The following is an 18,909-nucleotide window of genomic DNA, read 5'->3' on the forward strand; positions in this document are numbered from 1 at the left end:
GGGACCGCGCCGGTAGAATCGATGACCGGCCCATCTCCGCGGTCATGTCGTGTCCGCGGGACGGCCCCGCGGCGCCGGCGGCCGGTCGCCGCCGTGGTCAGTCCCCGTTCCCACCCGGTGTGGGATCCGTCTCAACCGAAAGCGCGATCACCCTGTCTCGTCTGGATTCCCGTTCCCCGCTCGTGGTCGACACCCGGCCGCTCGGCAGGCAAGCCGGTTCGATGCGGTCCGAGGAGCGTGTCGTCCCCGCCCCTGCGCCGCTGGCCGTGGGGATGGCCGGCGTGCCCGAGGGCAGCGACATCGAACTGTCCCTGCGGTTCGAGGCCGTCATGGAGGGCGTCCTCGTGACGGGGGAGGCGCGGACCCGGTACACCGCCGAGTGCTCCCGCTGCCTGGACCCGGTCTCCGAGGCGTTGGAGGTCGGCTTCCAGGAGCTGTTCCGCTACCCGTCCGACGACGACGGGTACGAGCCCGTGGACGAGGTGGACGCCGGTGACGAGGACGAGGACTACTATCTTGAGGGCGATCTGCTCGACCTCGAACCGGTGATCCGCGACGTGGTGGTGCTCGCGCTGCCGCAGTCGCCGCTGTGCCGGGACGACTGCCCCGGCCTGTGCGCGGAGTGCGGCGTCAGACTCGCCGACGTCGACCCCGGGCACAGCCACGGCGAGGACCTCGATCCCCGGTGGGAGGCGTTGCGTCGACTGCGCGAGGACTCCGGAGGGGGATGAACGCACCGCCGACGGGCGTCGGGCGGGTTGGCCGGCGAAGCCCGGCAACTCCGTGCTACCGGGACCTCTCCTCCGCTGCGGGCGGGCAGGTCGCCGAGGAGCACACGTGCCCCCGCGACCGCGGGGGTGACCCAGGAAAGTGAGCTCCCGCGAGCGCGGGGGTGACCCAGGAGGATTGAAGTGGCCGTCCCGAAGCGGAAGATGTCGCGGAGCAACACTCGCATCCGTCGCTCCCAGTGGAAGGCGGCGCGCCCGGTGCTGATCAGCTGCCCGCGCTGCCGTGACCCCAAGCTCCCGCACGTCGCCTGCCCCACGTGCGGCACCTACAACAACCGCCAGGTCGTCAACCCGGCGTGACAGCGTGAAGGCGGGTCCGAGAACGTGGTCGGGCCCGCCGCTCCGTATGCCCGCGAACGGTCCGCAGAACCGGCGCGGGCGTCGTCCGGAGCGGTACGGGAATTCCCGAGGTCGTGGTGGTCGCCGTGCTCATCCCACGACGTCCACCTCGCCTTCGAGCGTTCCCGACCGGACCGGGTCCCGGTTCCGCAGCCGATCCGAACGGTCAGTCCGTCCTGCGGCGGTTCCCGCCAGACGGGGCCCCGCACGGTCCGCACAGGAATGTGAAGCCGATGGGAACGCAGCTCTCCGCAACCGAAGTCACCGAGTTCCAGCAGTCGGTCGGGATCGAGGTCGCCCCCGACATCCTCACCCGCGCCCTCACCCACCGGTCCTACGCCTACGAGAACGGCGGTCTGCCCACCAACGAGCGGTTGGAGTTCCTGGGGGACTCCGTGCTCGGCCTGGTGGTCACCGACACCCTCTACCGCACCCACCCGGACCTCCCCGAGGGGCAGCTGGCCAAGCTGCGCGCCGCGGTGGTCAACATGCGGGCGCTCGCCGACGTGGCGAGGAGCCTGGGCATCGGCCGCTACGTGCGGCTGGGCCGCGGTGAGGAGGCCACGGGCGGCCGCGACAAGTCCTCGATCCTGGCCGACACCCTGGAGGCCCTGATCGGAGCCGTCTACCTGGACCGCGGACTGGACGAGGCGTCCGCGCTGGTGCACCGGTTGTTCGACCCGCTGATCGCCCGCGCCTCGGGCCTGGGCGCCGGCCTGGACTGGAAGACCTCCCTGCAGGAGCTCACCGCCGCCGAACTGCTCGGCGTGCCCGAGTACCTGGTCGAGGAGAGCGGACCGGACCACCAGAAGACCTTCCGCGCCACGGTGCGGGTCGCCGGGCAGACCTACGGCTCGGGCGAGGGGCGCAGCAAGAAGGAGGCCGAACAGCAGGCCGCGGAGTCGGCCTGGAAGGCGATCCGGGCCGCCGCCGGGAACAGCGCACGGGAGAGCTGACGGGATGCCGGAACTGCCCGAGGTCGAGGTGGTGCGGCGCGGCCTGGAGAAGTGGGTCGCCGGGACGTCCTTCGGCGAGGTCGCGGTCCTGCATCCGCGTTCGGTGCGGCGCCACGCCCCGGGGGCCGCGGACTTCACCGCCCGCCTGGCCGGGCGCACGGTCGCCGAGGTGCGGCGGCGCGGCAAGTACCTGTGGCTGACCCTGGACTCCGGGGACGCGCTCCTGGCCCACCTGGGGATGAGCGGACAGCTGCTGGTCCAGCCGCGCGGCGCCGCCGACGAACGGCACCTGCGGGTGCGGCTGCCGCTGGTGGCGCGGTCGGGCGACGGTGTGGACGAGCCCCGGGAGCTGCGCTTCGTCGACCAGCGCACCTTCGGCCACCTGCTGGTGGACCGGCTCGTCGACGACGGCGCCGGGGAGGGGGTGCCCTCGGTGATCACCCACATCGCACGGGACCCGCTGGATCCCGCCTTCGACGACGACGCGTTCGCCGCGGCGCTGCGCCGCAGGCGCACCGGTCTCAAACGGGCGCTGCTGGACCAGTCCCTGGTCAGCGGCATCGGCAACATCTACGCCGACGAGGCGCTGTGGATGTCCCGGCTGCACTGGGCCAGGCCCACCGAGACGCTGCGCCGACCCCAGGTGGACGCGCTGCTCGCCGCGGTCCGCGAGGTGATGGTCGCGGCGCTGGCCCAGGGCGGGACGTCCTTCGACAGCCTCTACGTGAACGTCAACGGGGAGAGCGGCTACTTCGAACGCAGCCTCAACGCCTACGGGCGCCGGGACCGCCCGTGTGCCCGCTGCGGCACGCCGATCCGGCGGGAGACGTTCATGAACCGCTCGTCGTACAGTTGTCCGCGGTGCCAGCCGAAACCGCGTGACGCGCGCGTGTGATCCCCTTGTCCCGTGCGGCCGGTCGGAAGTGAGCAGGGGTAGCCGATGGGTGACATTCGTATGACCGCGTGGGTGCGTGGACGCGTGCAGGGTGTGGGCTTCCGGTGGTGGGTGCGTGCGCGCGCGCTGGAGCTGGGACTCACCGGGGCCGCGACGAACCTGGCCGACGGCAGGGTCGAGGTGGTCGCGGAAGGGGAGCGCGCGGCCTGCGAGCAGTTGCTCGCGCTCCTGCGCGGCGGACAGACACCCGGCCGGGTCGATTCGGTCATTGAGCGTTGGACAAACCATAGGGGTTCTTTCACCGGATTCGAGGAGCGGTGAGTATCCTGGACTTGGGGACACGATTCGCGTGAGCTCCCGGCGTGCGACACGGGACCGTTCCGCTTCCGGAGGGCCGACTCCCTCCACGGCGAACACCGGTTCACCGCCCACCGGGGGATCACCAAAGGATCGTGGGACCTCGCATGCCCAACGACGCCGCCAGCCACGGTCGTCGTCGGCTTTTCCGTCCAATTCTTGACCGACGGCTCGCACGGTGAGACGCTGGAAGGTACATAATGCGCTTATCCACGTTCACGCCAGGGTGACCAGGCTTTTCCAGCACCCGGCCGTGTTCTCATTCTTCTGTGCAATTCCCGTCAGGTCACTCAGTGTGGAGGACCCGCATCATGGCAAAAGCTCTGTTCGGTCACGTCGGAGGCCCGGACCCCCGTATGGTCCAGGAACTGCGGCGCCTGCAGAAGCGAGTACGCGACCTCGAAGACGAGGTCGTCCGACTCCAGGCCCAGAACGACCGGCTCACCGAGACGCTCACGGACGTCACCGTCTCCACCTCCGAGCGCGAGCCGGCTCTGGCCTGACGCGGCTCCGTCAGCGCTGCGCGTGTCCCACTGGTCGAAGGGCGCCTGTGAACAGTGACTCCTGGCGCCCCGGAGACCCCGGGGAAGCCGCTGACCGCTGAGAAGATCTTTCTTTCCACTGGAATTATCCAGGATTTACCCTGAGATCCTTTCCGGTAATCCTGGACGATCGAATTCCTCCCGTGTTTGTCGACGCGTCCGGTCCTGGCGGCGCTGCATGCGACCGCATCCGGACCGGACCGGCGGGGCGCGACGGGGGAAGACGATCCTGGTGACCCCGCCGCCTCCCGATCCTTTCCGTCCTGGAACCGATCCTTCGTCCCGTCGAACGCCCGAAACGGGCCTTTTCGCCGCGAAGGAGAAACCGCTTGCGGTGCCGTGGTCGGACCGACCTCCCGTCCCGCGTCCCGTGACCGCCCGCGAAAAGGCGAAGACAGAGGTCACGACGGTCTGGAGAGCGTCCCGTGCGCTCCCCGGAACATGGCACTCTTGACAACGACGGAGTCGGGAGGCCAGCGGAGGTGGACGCGCGACCGTGTATTTGAAGACCCTCACACTGCGCGGGTTCAAATCCTTCGCGTCGGCCACCACCCTCCGTTTCGAACCCGGCATCACCTGTGTGGTGGGCCCCAACGGCTCCGGAAAGTCCAACGTGGTCGACGCCCTGGCGTGGGTCATGGGGGAGCAGGGCGCGAAGACACTGCGCGGCGGCAAGATGGAGGACGTCATCTTCGCGGGGACGTCCTCCCGGCCCCCGCTCGGCCGCGCCGAGGTCAGCCTCACCATCGACAACACCGACGGCGCGCTGCCCATCGACTACTCCGAGGTCACCATCAGGCGGACCATGTTCCGCAACGGGGGCTCGGAGTACGCCATCAACGGCGACACCTGCCGCCTGCTCGACATCCAGGAGCTCCTCAGCGACTCGGGCATCGGCCGGGAGATGCACGTCATCGTCGGCCAGGGGCAACTCGACACCGTCCTGCACGCGGGACCGGAGGAACGCCGCGCCCTCATCGAGGAGGCCGCCGGAATCCTCAAGCACCGCAAGCGCAAGGAGAAGGCGCTGCGGAAGCTCTCCGCGATGCAGGGCAACCTCGACCGGGTCAGCGACCTGGCCGCCGAACTGCGCCGCCAGCTCAAACCCCTGGGCCGCCAGGCCGAACTGGCCCGCAGAGCCGCCGTCATCCAGGCCGAACTGCGCGACGCCCGGCTCCGACTGCTCGCCGACGACATCGCCACCCTGCGCCGGACCCTGGCCAAGGAGGAGGCCGACGAGGCCGAGGTCCGCGACCGCCGCGCCGCCGCGGAACAGGCCCTGGCCCAGGCCCAGGAGCGCGAGGCGCAGCTTGAGCAGGCCGCAGCCGAGGCCGCCCCGCTGCTGGCCCGCGCCCAGGAGACCTACCACGCCCTGTCCCGGCTCAAGGAGCGGCTCAGCGCGGTCGCCGGCCTGGCCACCGAGCGCCACCGCAACCTCGCCGCGGCGGGGGAGGAGGAGTACCGCGGCCGCGACCCCGAGGAACTGGAACGGGAGGCCGCGGAGATCCGCGCCCAGGAGGAGGAGCTGCAGGCCCACCTGGACGACGCGCGCACCCGGATGGAAAGCGTCGTCGTGGAACGGGCCGAGGCCGAGGCGGCCCTGCGCGACGAGGAGCAGCGCGTCGCCGCGGCCGCGCGGGCCGCCGCCGACCGCCGTGAGGGGCTGGCCCGGCTCCGCGGCCGCCTGGAGGCGCTGCGCAGCAAACTGGAGGCCGGACAGGCCGAGATCGAGCGACTCGACCAGGCCGCGGCGGAGGCCCGCCGGCGTGCGGCCGAGGCCCAGGAGGCCTTCGAGGAGGCCCGCGCCGAGGCCGCGGGACTGGAACTGGGCGACAGCGAACTGGACGAGGTCGAGGAGCAGGCCCGCGAGGAACTGGCCGCGGCGGAGAGCCGCCTCAACCGGCTGCGCGACGTCGAACGGGCTGCCGAACGCGAACGCGCCGCCTTGGAGGCGCGCCGGGACGCGCTGGAGATGGGGCTGGAACGCCGTGACGGCGGCGCCGCACTGCTCGCCTCCGACGAGAAGACCCCGGGACTGGTCGGTTCGCTCGCCGCCCTGCTCGACGTCGAAGCGGGCGATGAGAGCGCGATCGCCGCGGCGCTGGGGGCGGCCTCCGACGCGGTGGTCCTGGACACCCACGACGCCGCCCGCGCAGCCATCGACCTGCTCAAACAACGGGACGCCGGGCGCGCCGGAATCGTCGTGGCCGACGCGGGGGACATCGAGCCCCGGCAGCGGTGGCCCGAACCTCCGCCGGGCGCCCGCTACGCCCTGGACTCGGTGAGCGTGCCGCCGCACCTGCGGGACGCGGTGACCGCGCTGCTCGCCCGCACCGTGCTGGTCCCCGACCCGGGCACGGCCGCGCGGGTGCTGGCCGAACGCCCCGACCTGCGCGCCGTCACCCCCGACGGCGACGTGTTCACCTCCGCGTTCGTGCACGGCGGCTCCACCGCCGGGCCCAGCCTGCTGGAGGTGCGCGCGGCCGTGGACGAGGCGGTCGAACAGCTCGCCGCCGCCGAGGAGACCTGCAAACGGGCCGCCGCCGACCTCGCCGACGCCAGGGCCGAACGGGACCGGGCGGCGGCCGCCGTCGAGGCGGTCAACGCCCGCCGCCGCAGCGCCGACCGCCGCCGCAACGAGGTCGCCCAGCAGGTCGGCAAGCTCGGCGGCCAGGCCCGCGCGGCCGTGCAGGAGGCCGAACGGTACGCCGCCGCCGCACACCGGGCCGCGCAGGGCCGCGAAGCGGACCTGCTGGCGCTCGCCGAACTCCAGGAGCGGCTGGAGCAGGCGGAGGACGAACCCGTCGACGACGGGGAGCCCGACACCGCGCGCCGCGACCAGCTCGCGGCGGAGGCCACCCGGCTGCGGTCGGTGGAGATGGAGGCACGCCTGGCGGTGCGCACCGCCGAGGAGCGGGTGCGCGCCATCACCGGACGCGCCGAGGCGCTGCTGCGCACGGCGGCGGCCGAACGCCGGGCCCGCCAGGAGGCGGCCCTCCGCAGACGGCGCCGCGCCGCGGCGGCCAGGGTCGCCGAGGCGGTCACCGACGGAGCGGCCCAGGCACTGGCCCGCATCACGGTCTCCCTGGCCGCGGCCGACGGCGAACGCCGTCTCGCCGAGGAGCAGCGCGACGCCCGCGAGGCCGAACTCAAGACCGTCCGGACCCGGGTCCGCGAACTCTCGGTCGAACTGGAGAAGCTGCTCACCGTGGTGCACAGCGGAGAGGTGGCCCGTGCCGAGCGCCGCCTGCGGCTGGAACAGCTGGAGACGCGTGCCCTGGAGGAGTGGGGCATGGAGGTGGAGACGCTCCTGGCCGAGTACGGCCCGCACCTGCCGGTCCCCCCGCCCGCCGACGCCGGGGAGGACGAGGCCGTCCCGGTGCCCTACGTGCGCGAGGTGCAGGAGAAGCGCGCCAGGACGGCGGAACGCCAACTCGGCCAGCTCGGCAGGATCAACCCGCTGGCCCTGGAGGAGTTCGCTGCGCTGGAGGAGCGGCACAACTTCCTCACCGCCCAGCTGGAGGACCTGAAGAAGACCCGCCGCGACCTGCTGACCGTGGTCAAGGAGGTCGACGACCGGGTCCAGGAGGTGTTCTCCGCCGCCTACGCCGACGTCGAACGGGAGTTCTCCCGCATCTTCGCCCGCCTCTTCCCCGGCGGTGAGGGGCGCCTCGTCCTCACCGACCCCGACGACATGCTCACCACCGGGGTCGAGGTCGAGGCCCGCCCGCCCGGGAAGAAGGTCAAACGCCTCTCCCTGCTCTCCGGCGGGGAGCGGTCCCTGACGGCGGTGGCCTTCCTGGTCGCCATCTTCAGGGCCCGCCCGTCCCCGTTCTACGTGATGGACGAGGTGGAGGCCGCACTGGACGACACCAACCTGCAGCGGTTGCTGGTGATCTTCGAGGAGCTGCGCGCCACCTCCCAGCTGATCGTCATCACCCACCAGAAGCGCACGATGGAGGTCGCCGACGCGCTGTACGGCGTGACGATGCAGGGCGACGGGATCTCCCAGGTGATCAGCCAGAAGCTGGACCGCGCGGCGAGCTGACCCGGCCGGGCCGCGAGGACGGCGGCCGACGGCGCGGGGGCTCCCGCGCCGCGTCCCGGCCCACCCCGCCGCTCCGACGCAGTCCGACAAGTCCTAAGATGGCCTGGTCGCACCGCATAACGGAATCGCACCGATGCGGGGCGATGGCGTCACGTGAGCGAAGTCCGGACCCGAAACCGGCGCTGTCTCCGCAACTGTGACACTCCGTGTCCGCCCCGGCGGAAACGGGGTGGAGCCAGGTCGCCTCACGTGCTCGTCGGCGTCCACTGTCCTCGTGGGAAGGACGGTCCGTCTGTTGCGGGCTCTGTTCTCCCTACCTCTGCTGTAAGGAGCCCTAGGTGCGTGTCGCACGCAGCCTCACGGCATTCTCGCTGCCCCTGCTGATCGCTCTCACCGCCTGCGGCGGTTCCCCCTCCGACGAACCGGCCGCCGAGCAGTCGTCCGCGGCCGGGGACTTCCCGGTGACCGTCACCGACGCGCGCGGCGAGGTCACCCTGGAGGCGATGCCCGAGCGCATCGTCTCGCTGTCGCCCTCGCTCACCGAGATCCTGTTCGAGGTCGGCGCGGGCGAGCAGGTCGTCGCCGTCGACGAGTACTCCTACTACCCGCCGGAGGCCCCCACCACCGACCTGTCCGGGTTCACCCCCAACGTCGAGGCCGTCGCCGAGTACGAACCCGACCTGGTGGTGCTCTCCGAGGACGGCGGCGACATCACCGAACAGCTGGAGAAGCTGGCGATCCCGGTCCTGCTGCTGCCCGCCGCCCAGACCCTGGACGACACCTACGCCCAGATGGAACTGCTGGGCGAGGCCACCGGCAACACCGAGGAGGGTGCGGCCGCAGCCGACGGGCTGCGCGAGCGCATCGACGGCATCGTCGCCGACATCGGGGACGACGCGGCGGAGCTGAGCTACTACCACGAGATCGACGCCCAGCTGTACTCGGTCACCTCCGACACCTTCATCGGACAGGTCTACGGGCTGTTCGGCCTCACCAACATCGCCGACCAGGCCCCGGACACCGCGGGCGGCTACCCGCAGCTGTCCGCCGAGTTCGTCGTCGAACAGGACCCCGACCTGATCTTCGTCTCCTACCCCGGCGGCGTGGAGGACGTCCGGGGACGGCCCGCCTTCGACTCGGTGACCGCCGTGCAGGAGCAGAACGTGGTCGAGGTGGACGCCGACACCTCCTCCCGGTGGGGGCCGCGCGTCGCCGATTTCGCCGAGGACGTGGCCGAGGCCATCGAGGCGGCCCGCGCCGAATGACCGGTGTGACCCTGACGGGTCTGCGGACGGGTCTGCGGACGGGGGCCGGCCGCCGGGCCGCGGCCGGCCCGCTGTGGCTCGGGGCCGGGCTGGCCGCGCTGTTCGGCGCGATGCTCCTGGGCATCAGCGCCGGCGCGGCCTCCCTCGCCCCGGCCGAGATCATCCGGGAACTCCTCAGCCACCTGCCGTTCCTGGGGGTGGAGTCGGCGCTGACCGACCAGCAGCGGGCCGTCCTGGAGCAGCTGCGGATGCCCCGGGTCGTGCTGGGCGCGCTGGTGGGCGGACTGCTCGCCAGCGCGGGCGCCGCCTACCAGGGCGTGTTCCGCAACCCGCTGGCCGACCCCTACCTGCTGGGCGCGGCCAGCGGGGCTGGCCTGGGCGCGACCCTGGTCATCGTGTACGGCGGCGGAGCCGCGCCGAACGGACTGCCGCTGATCCCGGTGGCCGCGTTCGCCGGGGCGCTGCTCGGCGTCATGACCGCCTACCTGCTGGGCCGCACCGCCGGAGGCGGAAGCACCGCGTCCCTGCTGCTGGCGGGGGTGGCGGTGTCGTCCTTCCTGACCGCGGCGCAGACCTTCGTCCAGCAGTCGCGCATCGACGAACTGCAGCGCGTCTACACCTGGATGCTCGGCGGCCTGGGCTACGGCGGCTGGGACGACCTGTGGCTGGTCGCGCCGTACGCGGCCGTGGCGGTGGCGGTGCTGCTGGGCAGCGGCTTCCTGCTCGACCTGCTCGCGCTCGGCGACGAGAAGGCCGTCAGCCTGGGGGTGCGTCCCGCCCTGGTGCGCCTGGTCGTGATCTCCGCCGCGTCGCTGGCCACCGCCTCGGCCGTGGCGGTGAGCGGACTGATCGGGTTCGTGGGCATCGTGGTCCCGCACATCGTGCGCCGCCTCGCCGGCCCCGGCTACCGCCGCATCCTCCCGGTGTCGCTGCTGTTCGGCGGGGCGTTCCTGATCGTGGCGGACATCGCGGCGCGCACCCTGGTCGCCCCCGCCGAACTCCCCCTCGGCGTGGTGACCGCGTTCGTCGGCGCCCCCTTCTTCGTCCTCGTGCTGCGCGCCACCCGGGCGCGTGCGCGCTAAGCGCCCCGCGGACCGGCGGACTCCCCTCGGGGGATACCGGGAAACCGCCGGTGGTCTGGGAGACTGAAAGCGCTATGGACTACACGATTGTTGTCATCGCCATCTTCGTCGTCGCGCTCGTGGCGGTCGGCGGCGCGCTGCTGGTCATCCCCCGGCGCCAGGTGGGGCCGGCCGAGAAGAAACCCGAGGTCGAACGATCCGAGGGCAGTTCGGGGGCGGGGGCCACGGCGGTCCTCGAACCCGAGGAGGCCGAGGGGGGCACGGCGGTCGCCGAGCCCGAGGCGCCCGTGGTGCCGGCTCCGCCCCCGGTGCCGCAGATCGAACTCCCGCCTCCCTCGGCCGGACGGCTGGTGCGGCTGCGCGCCCGCCTGGCCCAGTCGCAGAACGTCTTCGGCCGCGGTCTGCTGAACCTGCTGGCCGGCGACAAGCTCGACGAGGACACCTGGGAGGAGATCGAGGAGATCCTCATCACCGCCGACGTCGGGGTCACCTCGGCCACGCAGATCACCGAGGGGCTGCGCACCCGGGTCAGGGTGATGGGCACCCGCGACGCCGACGAGGTCCGCAAGCTGCTGCGGGCGGAACTGCTCGCGCACATCAACCCGGACCTGGACCGCACGGTGCGGACCGAACCGCACGGCGAGCGCCCGGCCGTGATCCTGATGGTCGGGGTGAACGGGGTCGGCAAGACCACCACCGCGGGCAAACTGGCCCGGGTCGTCGTCGGGGACGGGGGCAGCGTCCTGCTAGGCGCGGCCGACACCTTCCGGGCGGCCGCGGCGGAGCAGCTGCAGACCTGGGGCGAGCGCGTGGGCGCCACGGTGGTGCGCAAGGAGGAGGGCGCGGACCCCGCCAGCGTGGCCTTCGACGCGGTCGCCAAGGGCCTCGAGGAGGGCGTCGGCACCGTCATCATCGACACCGCCGGACGTCTGCACACCAAGACCGGCCTGATGGACGAGCTGGGCAAGGTCAAGCGGGTCGTGGAGAAGAAGTCCCAGGTGGACGAGGTCCTGCTGGTGCTGGACGCCACCACCGGGCAGAACGGCCTGCGGCAGGCCCGGGTGTTCGCCGAGGTCGTCAACGTCACCGGGATCGTGCTGACCAAGATGGACGGCACCGCCAAGGGCGGCATCATCATCCAGGTGCAGCGGGAACTCGGCGTGCCGGTCAAACTCGTCGGGCTCGGCGAGGGCCCCGACGACCTCGCGCCCTTCGACCCGGAGGCGTTCGTCGACGCGATCCTGGAGACGCCCTGACCCGTCGCGGCGCGGACCGTCCGCGCCGCGACGGACAGGTCACACCCCGACGTCGCGGCGGGTGAAGGCGAGCGCGCCGAGCGCGGCCAGCACCACCGGGACGGCCAGCAGCAGCGCGGTGCGGCCGAGGTCGAAACCGTGGAGCAGCGGGTCGGGGTCCATCGCGTAGTGGAAGGCCGACCCGAAGCGCAGCCACTCCAGTTCCGCCACCTGCCGGGCGAAGGTGTTGCCGAGGTAGCCCACGACCGCCAGCACGGCGGCGGCGCCCAACGCGGGGGCCCGGCGCCCCGTGGCCGCCCCCACCGCCAGCGCGACCGCCCCGTAGACCAGGGCGATCAGAGTCACGGAGACACAGGCGGCGAGCAGCCGGTCGACCGGCAGGTCGACGTCGATGGCCGGACCGAGCACCAGCAGCGTGCCGAACACGACCGCCCCGAGGACGGCGACGAACACCGCCGCGGCGGCGGACCGCTGCACCAGGACAGCGGTCCGGGTGACCGGATGGGCCAGCAGCAGCTCCAGTTCCTGGGCCTCCTCGGCCCCGGCGATCGCCCGCGCCCCGAGCGTGACCGCGGCGATCACCAGCAGCACCGGGGTGAGCAGTCCGAACACGGTGGCGCCCAGGTAGCCCTCGACCGTGGCCAGGCTGCTCCACCCCATCGACTCCATGAGCCCCTCGGGCAGCGACTCCAGGTAGGCGTCCATCGCGTCGCCGGAGTCGCGCATCGACGGCCAGAAGGCGCTGTACAGCGCGGTCACGGCGGCGACGCCGACGCTCCAGCCGACGAGGGTGCGCAGGTGGTCGCGCAGGAACCGGCCGAAGACGTTACGCCGCATCGCCGACCTCCTCCTGATCGGTGTAGTAGGTGAAGAACAGCTCCTCCAGGTCGGGTTCGGCGCTGTCGAGCTCCAGCACGGTGTGCCGTGCGGCCTGTTTGACCAGCGCGTCGGGGCTGCCGTCGACGACGCAGTGCACGGTGTCGCCGTCGACGTCGAGGTCCCGCACGCCCGCCAGGCCGGCGAACTCGGCGGCGGCGACCGGCGCGGCGAAGCGGATGCGGACCCGGCGCGCGGCGCGTCGGCGCAGCGCGTCCATGTCCTCGGTGGCGACGAGCCGTCCCCCGCGCAGGACGGCGGCGCGGTCGGCGACGTCCTGCACCTCGCTGAGCACGTGGGAGGACATGAACACGGTCCGGCCGTCGGCCCGGGCCTCCCGCACCATCGCCAGGAACTCCCGTTGCAGCAGCGGGTCCAGTCCGCTGGTGGGCTCGTCCAGGACGAGCAGTTCGGGGCGGTGCATGAACGCCTGGACCAGGCCGACCTTCTGCCGGTTGCCCTTGGACAGGCTGCGCAGGGGGCGGGACAGGTCCAGGTCGAGGCGTTCGGCGAGTGCGTCGACCTGCGCGGCGGGCACCCCGCCGCGCAGGTCGCCGAGGTAGGCGAGCAGGTCCCGGGCGGGACGGCGGCTGGTGAAGACGAGGTCCCCGGGCAGGTAGCCGACCCGGCGGCGGATCTCGACGCCGTCGGTGCGCGGGTCGCGGCCCAGGACGAGGACCTCGCCCGCGGAGCGGCGGATGAGGTCGAGCAGGATGCGGATGGTGGTCGACTTGCCCGCGCCGTTGGGGCCGAGGAAGCCGAAGACCTCGCCGGCGCGGACCCTCAGGTCCAGGCCGAACAGGGCCCGGCGGCTGCCGTAGTCCTTGGTGAGGCCGCGGGTTTCGATGACGGGGTCCGGGGATGCGTGCACGGAGGTCTCCCCTTTCCGTGACGAGGGTTCAGAGCGGGTGTTCCCGCTGCCAGGCGAGCCAGCGCTCCACCAGGTGGGGAATCTCTTCCTGGACCCAGGTGAAGAACTGGTGCATCTCGCGGAGGCGGGCCAGGCGTCCCGGGGGTTCGTCGCGGAACTCGGTGAGGCCGCGGGCGGCCAGTTCGGTGAAGACCGCGTAGACGGGCGCCTGCTGGCGGAGCATCGTGCTCCACGCGTTGGGGGTGATGCGGTAGTAGTCGCGTCGTTGTCCGGGCTTGGCGACCTTCTCGATCCAGCCGGCGGTGCGCAGGAAGCGCAGCGCCGGGCTGATCGACCCCTTGCTCGCCTGCAGTGCCGCGCTGATGTCGGGAGCGCTCTGCTCCGGCGGATCGCAGACGAGCAGCCAGCCGATCACCCGGCCGTGCATACGCACCAGGCCCATCTGCTCCAGGACGACGGCGACCTCCTCGACGTAGTGCCGTTCCTGGTCGGTGGGGTCGCGCGGGGAGTCGGGGGGAGCGTCGTCGCCGTGAACCATGAGTTCAGTATTTGCTGAACGTTCCGAATAATCAAGAGTCCTTCGCGGCTGTCGGTGCCCCGGGCGGCGGGGAGCGCGCGGCCCGCCGCGCGGAGGGCGGCGCCACCGCCGACATCGCGGAGGGAGAGGGGCCGCCGCACCGGGACGTGGCGGTTCACACACCCGTAACGCGCCGTCCGGTGTCTTTACGCGCACGCAACAGTCCCGGATACGCCGATTAACACGCAGATCGGAAGCTTTCGGACGTGGAACTGGTCGTCGAGCCCGAGGACGTGCCCGAGCGGACCACACCTTTCCGACACCATCAGATCCCCCCGCACGGAGAATCGTGGAGGCGACGTGTTAGACACCGGCACCACCGCGTGGCTGTTGACCAGCGCGGCACTCGTGATGCTCATGACCCCGGGCCTGGCCTTCTTCTACGGAGGCATGTCGCGGGCCAAGAGCGTCCTCAACATGATGCTGATGAGTTTCGCCAGCATCGCCGTCGTCAGTGTCCTGTGGGTACTGGTCGGCTACTCGCTCACCTACGGTGCGGGCTACGGCCCGCTCACCCACCTCATCGGCGGCCTCGGTGACTTCGGCTCCGGCGGCTTCGTCAACGCGGTCGACGAGGAGGGCGGCTACCCGATCCTGGTCGACGTCGGCTTCCAGATGATGTTCGCCATCATCACCGTCGCCCTGATCAGCGGGGCCATCGCCGACCGCGCCAAGTTCGGCGCCTGGCTCCTCTTCGTCCCGGTCTGGTCCCTGCTCGTGTACTTCCCCGTCGCCCGCTGGGTGTGGGGCGGCGGCTGGTTCGACCAGCTGGAGACCTGGTTCGGCGTCGGCGTCGTCGACTTCGCGGGCGGCACCGCGGTGCACATCAACGCCGGCGCCGCCGCGCTCGCCCTGACCTTCGTCCTGGGCCGCCGCAAGGGGTTCGGCTCCGAGTCCATGCGCCCGCACAACCTGCCGTTCGTCCTGCTGGGCGCGGCGCTGCTGTGGTTCGGCTGGTTCGGCTTCAACGCCGGCTCCGCCTACGGCGCCACCGAGACGGCCGGCCTGGCCCTGGTCAACACCCAGGTCTGCACCGCCGCCGCCACCGCCGCGTGGATGCTGGTCGAACGGGTCCGCTACGGCAGGGTGACCGCGCTCGGCTTCGCCTCCGGCGCCGTCGCCGGGCTGGTCGCGATCACCCCGGCCGCCGCCAACCTGACCCCGGTCTGGTCCGTCGTGCTGGGACTGCTCGCCGGCGCCGTCTGCGCCTACGCGATCAGCTGGAAGTTCAAGTTCAGGTACGACGACGCCCTCGACGTGGTGGGCATCCACATGGTCGGCGGCGTCATCGGCTCGCTGGCCCTGGGCCTGTTCGCCTCCTCGGTGGTGGGCGGGGGCGCGCCCGACGGGGTCTTCTTCGGCGGCAGCCCGATGTTCCTCCTGGTGCAGTTCATCGCGGTCGCGGCCACGACCGTCTACTCCTTCGCGGTCACCTGGATCATCGCCAAGGTCATCGACCTGGCCCTGGGCTTCCGCATCCCCGAGCACGTCGAGACGAACGGACTGGACGTCGAACTCCACTCCGAGTCCGCCTACGCCTTCGACGAGCTCGACGCCGCAGAGCTCTCCTCGCCGACGCCTCCGGGCGAGGAGAAGCCCCCGGCGCGGGTGCAGGTCTAGCGTCCCCGACGACGAGGTCGCACCCCGTACCGCGACGCGGCGGGGGCCGGCGGGGCCGGTGAGGTACTCTCCTCGCCGGCCCCGCCGCCGTCCGTGCGGGATGCGACCCCCCGAGGGGCGCTCCGCACGCCGTCGACTGCGAGAACAGCGCCGAGGTTGGATAGGCTCGGAACTCGATTCGACGCCGTGCCGGTCGGGACCGGTCCCCGCGCGCCCGGTGGCGGACGAAGCGCGGACGGCACGATTCTCCGGGTTTCCGGGTTCCCCCAGAACCAGAACGGACCCCGGTACGTCCAAAATTTTCGAGTACACCCCCACCCCCCTTCGGTTAGGGCCAGGAGGCACAATGGCGCGGGCGATTCGCATGCCGTGGCGAGCAGTGAGGACGACGACCCCCGTCGCGGCAGCGACCGTGTTCGCACTCAGCACCACCGGATGCGGGTTGCTCGGTCTGGGGTCGGGAGGGGATCCGGACCCGTCCCCGTCCCCGACCCCGGTCAGCGCGGGGCCCGTCTTCGAGGAGGCGCTGACCGCACTGGAGGAGGCCCCCGCGATCCAGCTCCAGGGGCAGTTCTCCGACCCCGAGGACACCAGCGACGTGGTGAACACCTCCCTCACCGTCACCGACGCCGGGGCCGCCCTGGGGACCTTCCAGGCCGGGACGGACGACGAGGCCAGCTACTTCGAGGCTGACGGCAAGCTCTTCGTCAAGGCGGACGACGACTACTGGCTGACCCACGACGTCTTCAACCCCGACAGCGACGCCTACTCCGACAACTGGGTGCGGATCACCCACGAGCAGTTCGGACTCGACCCCGGCGGCGTGCTGACTCCCGCGGGGCTCGCGGAGAGCCTGCGCCTCCTGGCCCCCGGCGACGACGCCGAGGTGGTGGAGGAGAAGCTCGACGGGGTCGTCGTCTACCGTGTCGAGCTGTCCGGCGGCACGGTCTGGATCACCTCGGAGGCGCCGCACCAGCTGGTCCGGATGCAGGTCGAGGAGCTCGCCCCGGCGGAGGGGGAGGGGGTCAGCAGCCGCATCGACGCCAGCTTCGCCGAGGTCGACACCGCCACCGTGGAGCAGCTCTACGACGACCTCATCACCTACGCCGAGGACGAGCTGGGCTCCGCCCGGGACGCCCGCCTGGAGGTGGCCTGGGCCGAGGAGCTCGGCGGCGACTGCCAGACCGGCGGCGCGTGCACCATGATCGGCACGATCGAGGAGACCAGCGGAGCCTCCGAGGGCTCCATCCTCGTCCGCATGGACGGCTACTTCAACAACGACGAGCTGGGCGAGAAGACGTGCAACAAGTCCGGCACGCTGGAGGCCGGGGGCACCGTCGAACTCTCCTGCTCGATCGACTACGCGCTCGCGCCCAGCGCCGACCCGGTCACCTACACCATCAGCTTCGAGGCCCTGCTGTCCACCCGTGCGCTCTCCGGGGACGCCCGGGAGGAGCTGGTCGCGGCCATCAAGGAGCAGCGGGAGGCCACCCTCTCCGGCGACGCCGGGGAGGAGGCCGCGGAGGAGGGCGAGGACTCCTGACCCGTCGGGGCCGCCGGACGGTCGGCGCGGCCCCCGGCTTCCGGCGGGTAACCTGAGAGTCTGACCCGAGAGACACAAAGGACAGGGCTCACCCGTGTTCGAGACGCTTTCCGACCGCCTGACCACGGTCTTCTCCTCGCTGCGCGGCAAAGGCCGTCTCTCCGAGGAGGACATCAACGCGACCGCGCGCGAGATCCGTCTCGCCCTGCTGGAGGCCGATGTCGCGCTGCCCGTCGTCCGCGAGTTCATCGCGCGGATCAAGGAGCGGGCGCGCGGTACGGAGGTCTCCAAGGCGCTGAACCCGGCCCAGCAGGTCGTCAAGATCGTCAACGAGGAGCTCATCGAGGTCCTGGGGGGCGAGACCCGCACGATCCGGTTCGCCAAGAACCCGCCGACGGTCATCATGCTGGCGGGTCTGCAGGGTTCGGGTAAGACGACCCTGGCGGGCAAGCTCGCCCGGTGGCTCGCCGACCAGCGCAACACTCCGCTGCTGGTCGCGGCCGACCTGCAGCGGCCCAACGCGGTCACCCAGCTCCAGGTCCTGGGGGAGCGGGCGAAGGTCGCGGTGTACGCGCCCGAGCCGGGCAACGGAGTCGGCGACCCGGTCGAGGTGGCGCGCTCCTCCATCGACTACGCACGGAACAACAACCACAACGTCGTCATCATCGACACCGCGGGCCGGCTGGGCGTCGACGAGGAGATGATGCGGCAGGCGGCCGACATCCGCGACGCGGTCTCCCCCGACGAGATCCTCTTCGTCGTCGACGCGATGATCGGTCAGGACGCGGTCAACACGGCGCAGGCGTTCCTGGACGGCGTCGGCTACGACGCGGTCGCGCTGACCAAGCTGGACGGCGACGCCCGGGGTGGCGCCGCACTGTCGATCCGGCACATCACCGGCCGGCCCATCATGTTCGCCTCCAGCGGCGAGAAGCTTGAGGACTTCGACCTCTTCCACCCCGACCGCATGGCCTCGCGCATTCTCGACATGGGTGACGTGCTCACCCTGATCGAGCAGGCGCAGCGCACCTTCGAGGAAGCCGAAGTCGAGAAGATGGCCAGCACGCTGGCCTCCGACGAGGACTTCACGCTCGACGACTTCCTTGAGCAGATGACGATGATCCGCAGGCTCGGGCCCATCGGGAAGCTGCTGCAGATGATGCCCGGCATGGGGCAGATGCGGGAGCAGATCGAGAACATCGACGAACGCGAGCTGGACCGCACCGCGGCCATCATCCGGTCGATGACCCCGGCCGAGCGGGCCAATCCCAAGATCATCAACGGGTCCCGCCGGCTGCGCATCGCCAACGGCTCGGGAACCCAGGTCAGCGAGGTCAGCGGACTGGTCACCCGGTTCTTCGAGGCGCAGAAGATGCTCCGCCAGCTGAAGCAGGGCGGCGGCCTCCCCGGGATGCCGGGAATGCCCGGCATGCCGGGTGTGGGCGGCGGTCGGAAGAAGGCGGCCAAGGCCGGGAAGAAGGGCAAGAAGAACCGGCAGCGCAGCGGCAACCCCATGAAGGCCCGCCAGCAGGAGGCCGAGCGCGCCGCACAGCGCGAGCGCAAGCGCACCGAGCAGCCCGCGGACACCGGGCTGCCCCCGGGCTTCGGCGGCGGGGCGCCGCAGCTGCCGCCCGGCTTCGGCGGCGGGAAGATCCCGGACCTGTCCAACTTCAAACTGCCCAAGAACAAGTGAGCGACGGGAGCCGGGGACGGCGGCCGCGCCGCCGCTCCGGCTCCCGGTCCCGCGGCGCGCGGCCACGCCACGGGACCGGATCCTGCGCATCCCGCGTCCGATCATCTGGCACAATTGGTGTCGACTAACGGCGTGCGGAGTCAGCCCTCTACCTCACTCCTCGCGCCCACGTCCCACCCGGCGCGGCACCGCAGCCCCACG

The 18,909-nt window shown here is 71.8% G+C and carries 16 protein-coding genes; 13 read left to right on the top strand and 3 right to left on the bottom strand.

Annotated elements, in window-relative coordinates:
• The first annotated feature begins 182 nt into the window (after window positions 1-182).
• The 10 genes from FOF52_RS21325 to ftsY all read left to right on the top strand — a co-directional run bounded on the left by FOF52_RS21325 (window position 183) and on the right by ftsY (window position 11,528).
• Window positions 183-731 carry a YceD family protein gene (locus FOF52_RS21325; RefSeq protein WP_248591668.1) on the top strand — a complete coding sequence of 183 codons (549 nt, stop codon included), beginning with the start codon at window positions 183-185 and terminating at the stop codon, window positions 729-731.
• A gap of 180 nt (window positions 732-911) precedes the next feature.
• Window positions 912-1,088 carry a 50S ribosomal protein L32 gene (gene rpmF, locus FOF52_RS21330; RefSeq protein ID WP_248591669.1) on the top strand — a complete coding sequence of 59 codons (177 nt, stop codon included), beginning with the start codon at window positions 912-914 and terminating at the stop codon, window positions 1,086-1,088.
• Window positions 1,089-1,360: 272 nt separating this feature from the next.
• Entirely contained in the window at window positions 1,361-2,083 is a 723-nt protein-coding gene (gene rnc, locus FOF52_RS21335; protein WP_248591670.1) for a ribonuclease III, read from the top strand.
• 4 nt (window positions 2,084-2,087) lie between these two features.
• The gene (gene mutM, locus FOF52_RS21340; RefSeq protein WP_248591671.1) at window positions 2,088-2,978 is read left to right on the top strand and encodes a bifunctional DNA-formamidopyrimidine glycosylase/DNA-(apurinic or apyrimidinic site) lyase; all 891 of its coding nucleotides are present in this window, start codon (window positions 2,088-2,090) and stop codon (window positions 2,976-2,978) included.
• A 45-nt stretch (window positions 2,979-3,023) separates the two neighbouring features.
• On the top strand, window positions 3,024-3,299 hold the full coding sequence (locus tag FOF52_RS21345; protein WP_248591672.1) for an acylphosphatase: 276 nt from the start codon (window positions 3,024-3,026) through the stop codon (window positions 3,297-3,299).
• A 347-nt stretch (window positions 3,300-3,646) separates the two neighbouring features.
• On the top strand, window positions 3,647-3,838 hold the full coding sequence (locus tag FOF52_RS21350; RefSeq protein ID WP_248591673.1) for a kinetochore protein SPC24: 192 nt from the start codon (window positions 3,647-3,649) through the stop codon (window positions 3,836-3,838).
• Between the two features lie 535 nt (window positions 3,839-4,373).
• On the top strand, window positions 4,374-7,925 hold the full coding sequence (gene smc / locus FOF52_RS21355; protein WP_248591674.1) for a chromosome segregation protein SMC: 3,552 nt from the start codon (window positions 4,374-4,376) through the stop codon (window positions 7,923-7,925).
• Between the two features lie 338 nt (window positions 7,926-8,263).
• On the top strand, window positions 8,264-9,190 hold the full coding sequence (locus tag FOF52_RS21360) for an ABC transporter substrate-binding protein (protein WP_248591675.1): 927 nt from the start codon (window positions 8,264-8,266) through the stop codon (window positions 9,188-9,190).
• Between the two features lie 32 nt (window positions 9,191-9,222).
• A complete protein-coding gene (locus FOF52_RS21365) occupies window positions 9,223-10,272 on the top strand; it encodes a FecCD family ABC transporter permease (RefSeq protein WP_425265565.1) in 1,050 nt (349 codons plus the stop codon).
• Window positions 10,273-10,346: 74 nt separating this feature from the next.
• Window positions 10,347-11,528 carry a signal recognition particle-docking protein FtsY gene (gene ftsY, locus FOF52_RS21370; protein ID WP_248591676.1) on the top strand — a complete coding sequence of 394 codons (1,182 nt, stop codon included), beginning with the start codon at window positions 10,347-10,349 and terminating at the stop codon, window positions 11,526-11,528.
• A gap of 39 nt (window positions 11,529-11,567) precedes the next feature.
• Here ftsY and FOF52_RS21375 read toward each other — a convergent pair whose 3' ends face one another.
• From FOF52_RS21375 to FOF52_RS21385, 3 genes are read right to left on the bottom strand one after another with little or no spacing between them, the layout of a single operon-like run.
• On the bottom strand, window positions 11,568-12,365 hold the full coding sequence (locus FOF52_RS21375; RefSeq protein WP_248591677.1) for an ABC transporter permease subunit: 798 nt from the start codon (window positions 12,363-12,365) through the stop codon (window positions 11,568-11,570).
• Window positions 12,355-13,275, bottom strand: a complete 921-nt coding sequence (locus FOF52_RS21380) for an ABC transporter ATP-binding protein (RefSeq protein ID WP_248591678.1) — start codon at window positions 13,273-13,275, stop codon at window positions 12,355-12,357. The genes FOF52_RS21375 and FOF52_RS21380 overlap by 11 nt, the downstream gene beginning before the upstream one ends.
• Before the next feature lie 28 nt (window positions 13,276-13,303).
• Complete coding sequence (locus tag FOF52_RS21385; RefSeq protein WP_248591679.1) at window positions 13,304-13,813, bottom strand: GbsR/MarR family transcriptional regulator; 510 nt, start codon at window positions 13,811-13,813, stop codon at window positions 13,304-13,306.
• A 339-nt stretch (window positions 13,814-14,152) separates the two neighbouring features.
• Between FOF52_RS21385 and FOF52_RS21390 the strand changes: the two genes are divergently transcribed.
• The 3 genes from FOF52_RS21390 (at window position 14,153) to ffh (ending at window position 18,708) form a co-directional block, all read left to right on the top strand.
• Window positions 14,153-15,472, top strand: coding sequence for an ammonium transporter (locus tag FOF52_RS21390; RefSeq protein WP_248591680.1), 1,320 nt, complete (start codon window positions 14,153-14,155; stop codon window positions 15,470-15,472).
• A 379-nt stretch (window positions 15,473-15,851) separates the two neighbouring features.
• Entirely contained in the window at window positions 15,852-17,015 is a 1,164-nt protein-coding gene (locus tag FOF52_RS21395) for a LolA-like protein (protein WP_248591681.1), read from the top strand.
• 94 nt (window positions 17,016-17,109) lie between these two features.
• A complete protein-coding gene (gene ffh / locus FOF52_RS21400) occupies window positions 17,110-18,708 on the top strand; it encodes a signal recognition particle protein (RefSeq protein ID WP_248591682.1) in 1,599 nt (532 codons plus the stop codon).
• Window positions 18,709-18,909: the final 201 nt, after the last annotated feature.

The organism is Thermobifida alba, from assembly GCF_023208015.1.
Classification (GTDB): Bacteria; Actinomycetota; Actinomycetes; order Streptosporangiales; family Streptosporangiaceae; genus Thermobifida; species Thermobifida alba.

What these genes read in the sequence shown, in the direction of transcription:
- rnc (WP_248591670.1), top strand. Translation starts at nt 1,361, where the DNA reads ATGGGAACGCAGCTCTCCGCAACCGAAGTCACCGAGTTCCAGCAGTCG.
- FOF52_RS21345 (WP_248591672.1), top strand. Translation starts at nt 3,024, where the DNA reads ATGGGTGACATTCGTATGACCGCGTGGGTGCGTGGACGCGTGCAGGGT.
- ftsY (WP_248591676.1), top strand. Translation starts at nt 10,347, where the DNA reads ATGGACTACACGATTGTTGTCATCGCCATCTTCGTCGTCGCGCTCGTG.
- FOF52_RS21375 (WP_248591677.1), bottom strand. Translation starts at nt 12,365, where the DNA reads ATGCGGCGTAACGTCTTCGGCCGGTTCCTGCGCGACCACCTGCGCACC.
- mutM (WP_248591671.1), top strand. Translation starts at nt 2,088, where the DNA reads ATGCCGGAACTGCCCGAGGTCGAGGTGGTGCGGCGCGGCCTGGAGAAG.
- FOF52_RS21350 (WP_248591673.1), top strand. Translation starts at nt 3,647, where the DNA reads ATGGCAAAAGCTCTGTTCGGTCACGTCGGAGGCCCGGACCCCCGTATG.
- FOF52_RS21385 (WP_248591679.1), bottom strand. Translation starts at nt 13,813, where the DNA reads ATGGTTCACGGCGACGACGCTCCCCCCGACTCCCCGCGCGACCCCACC.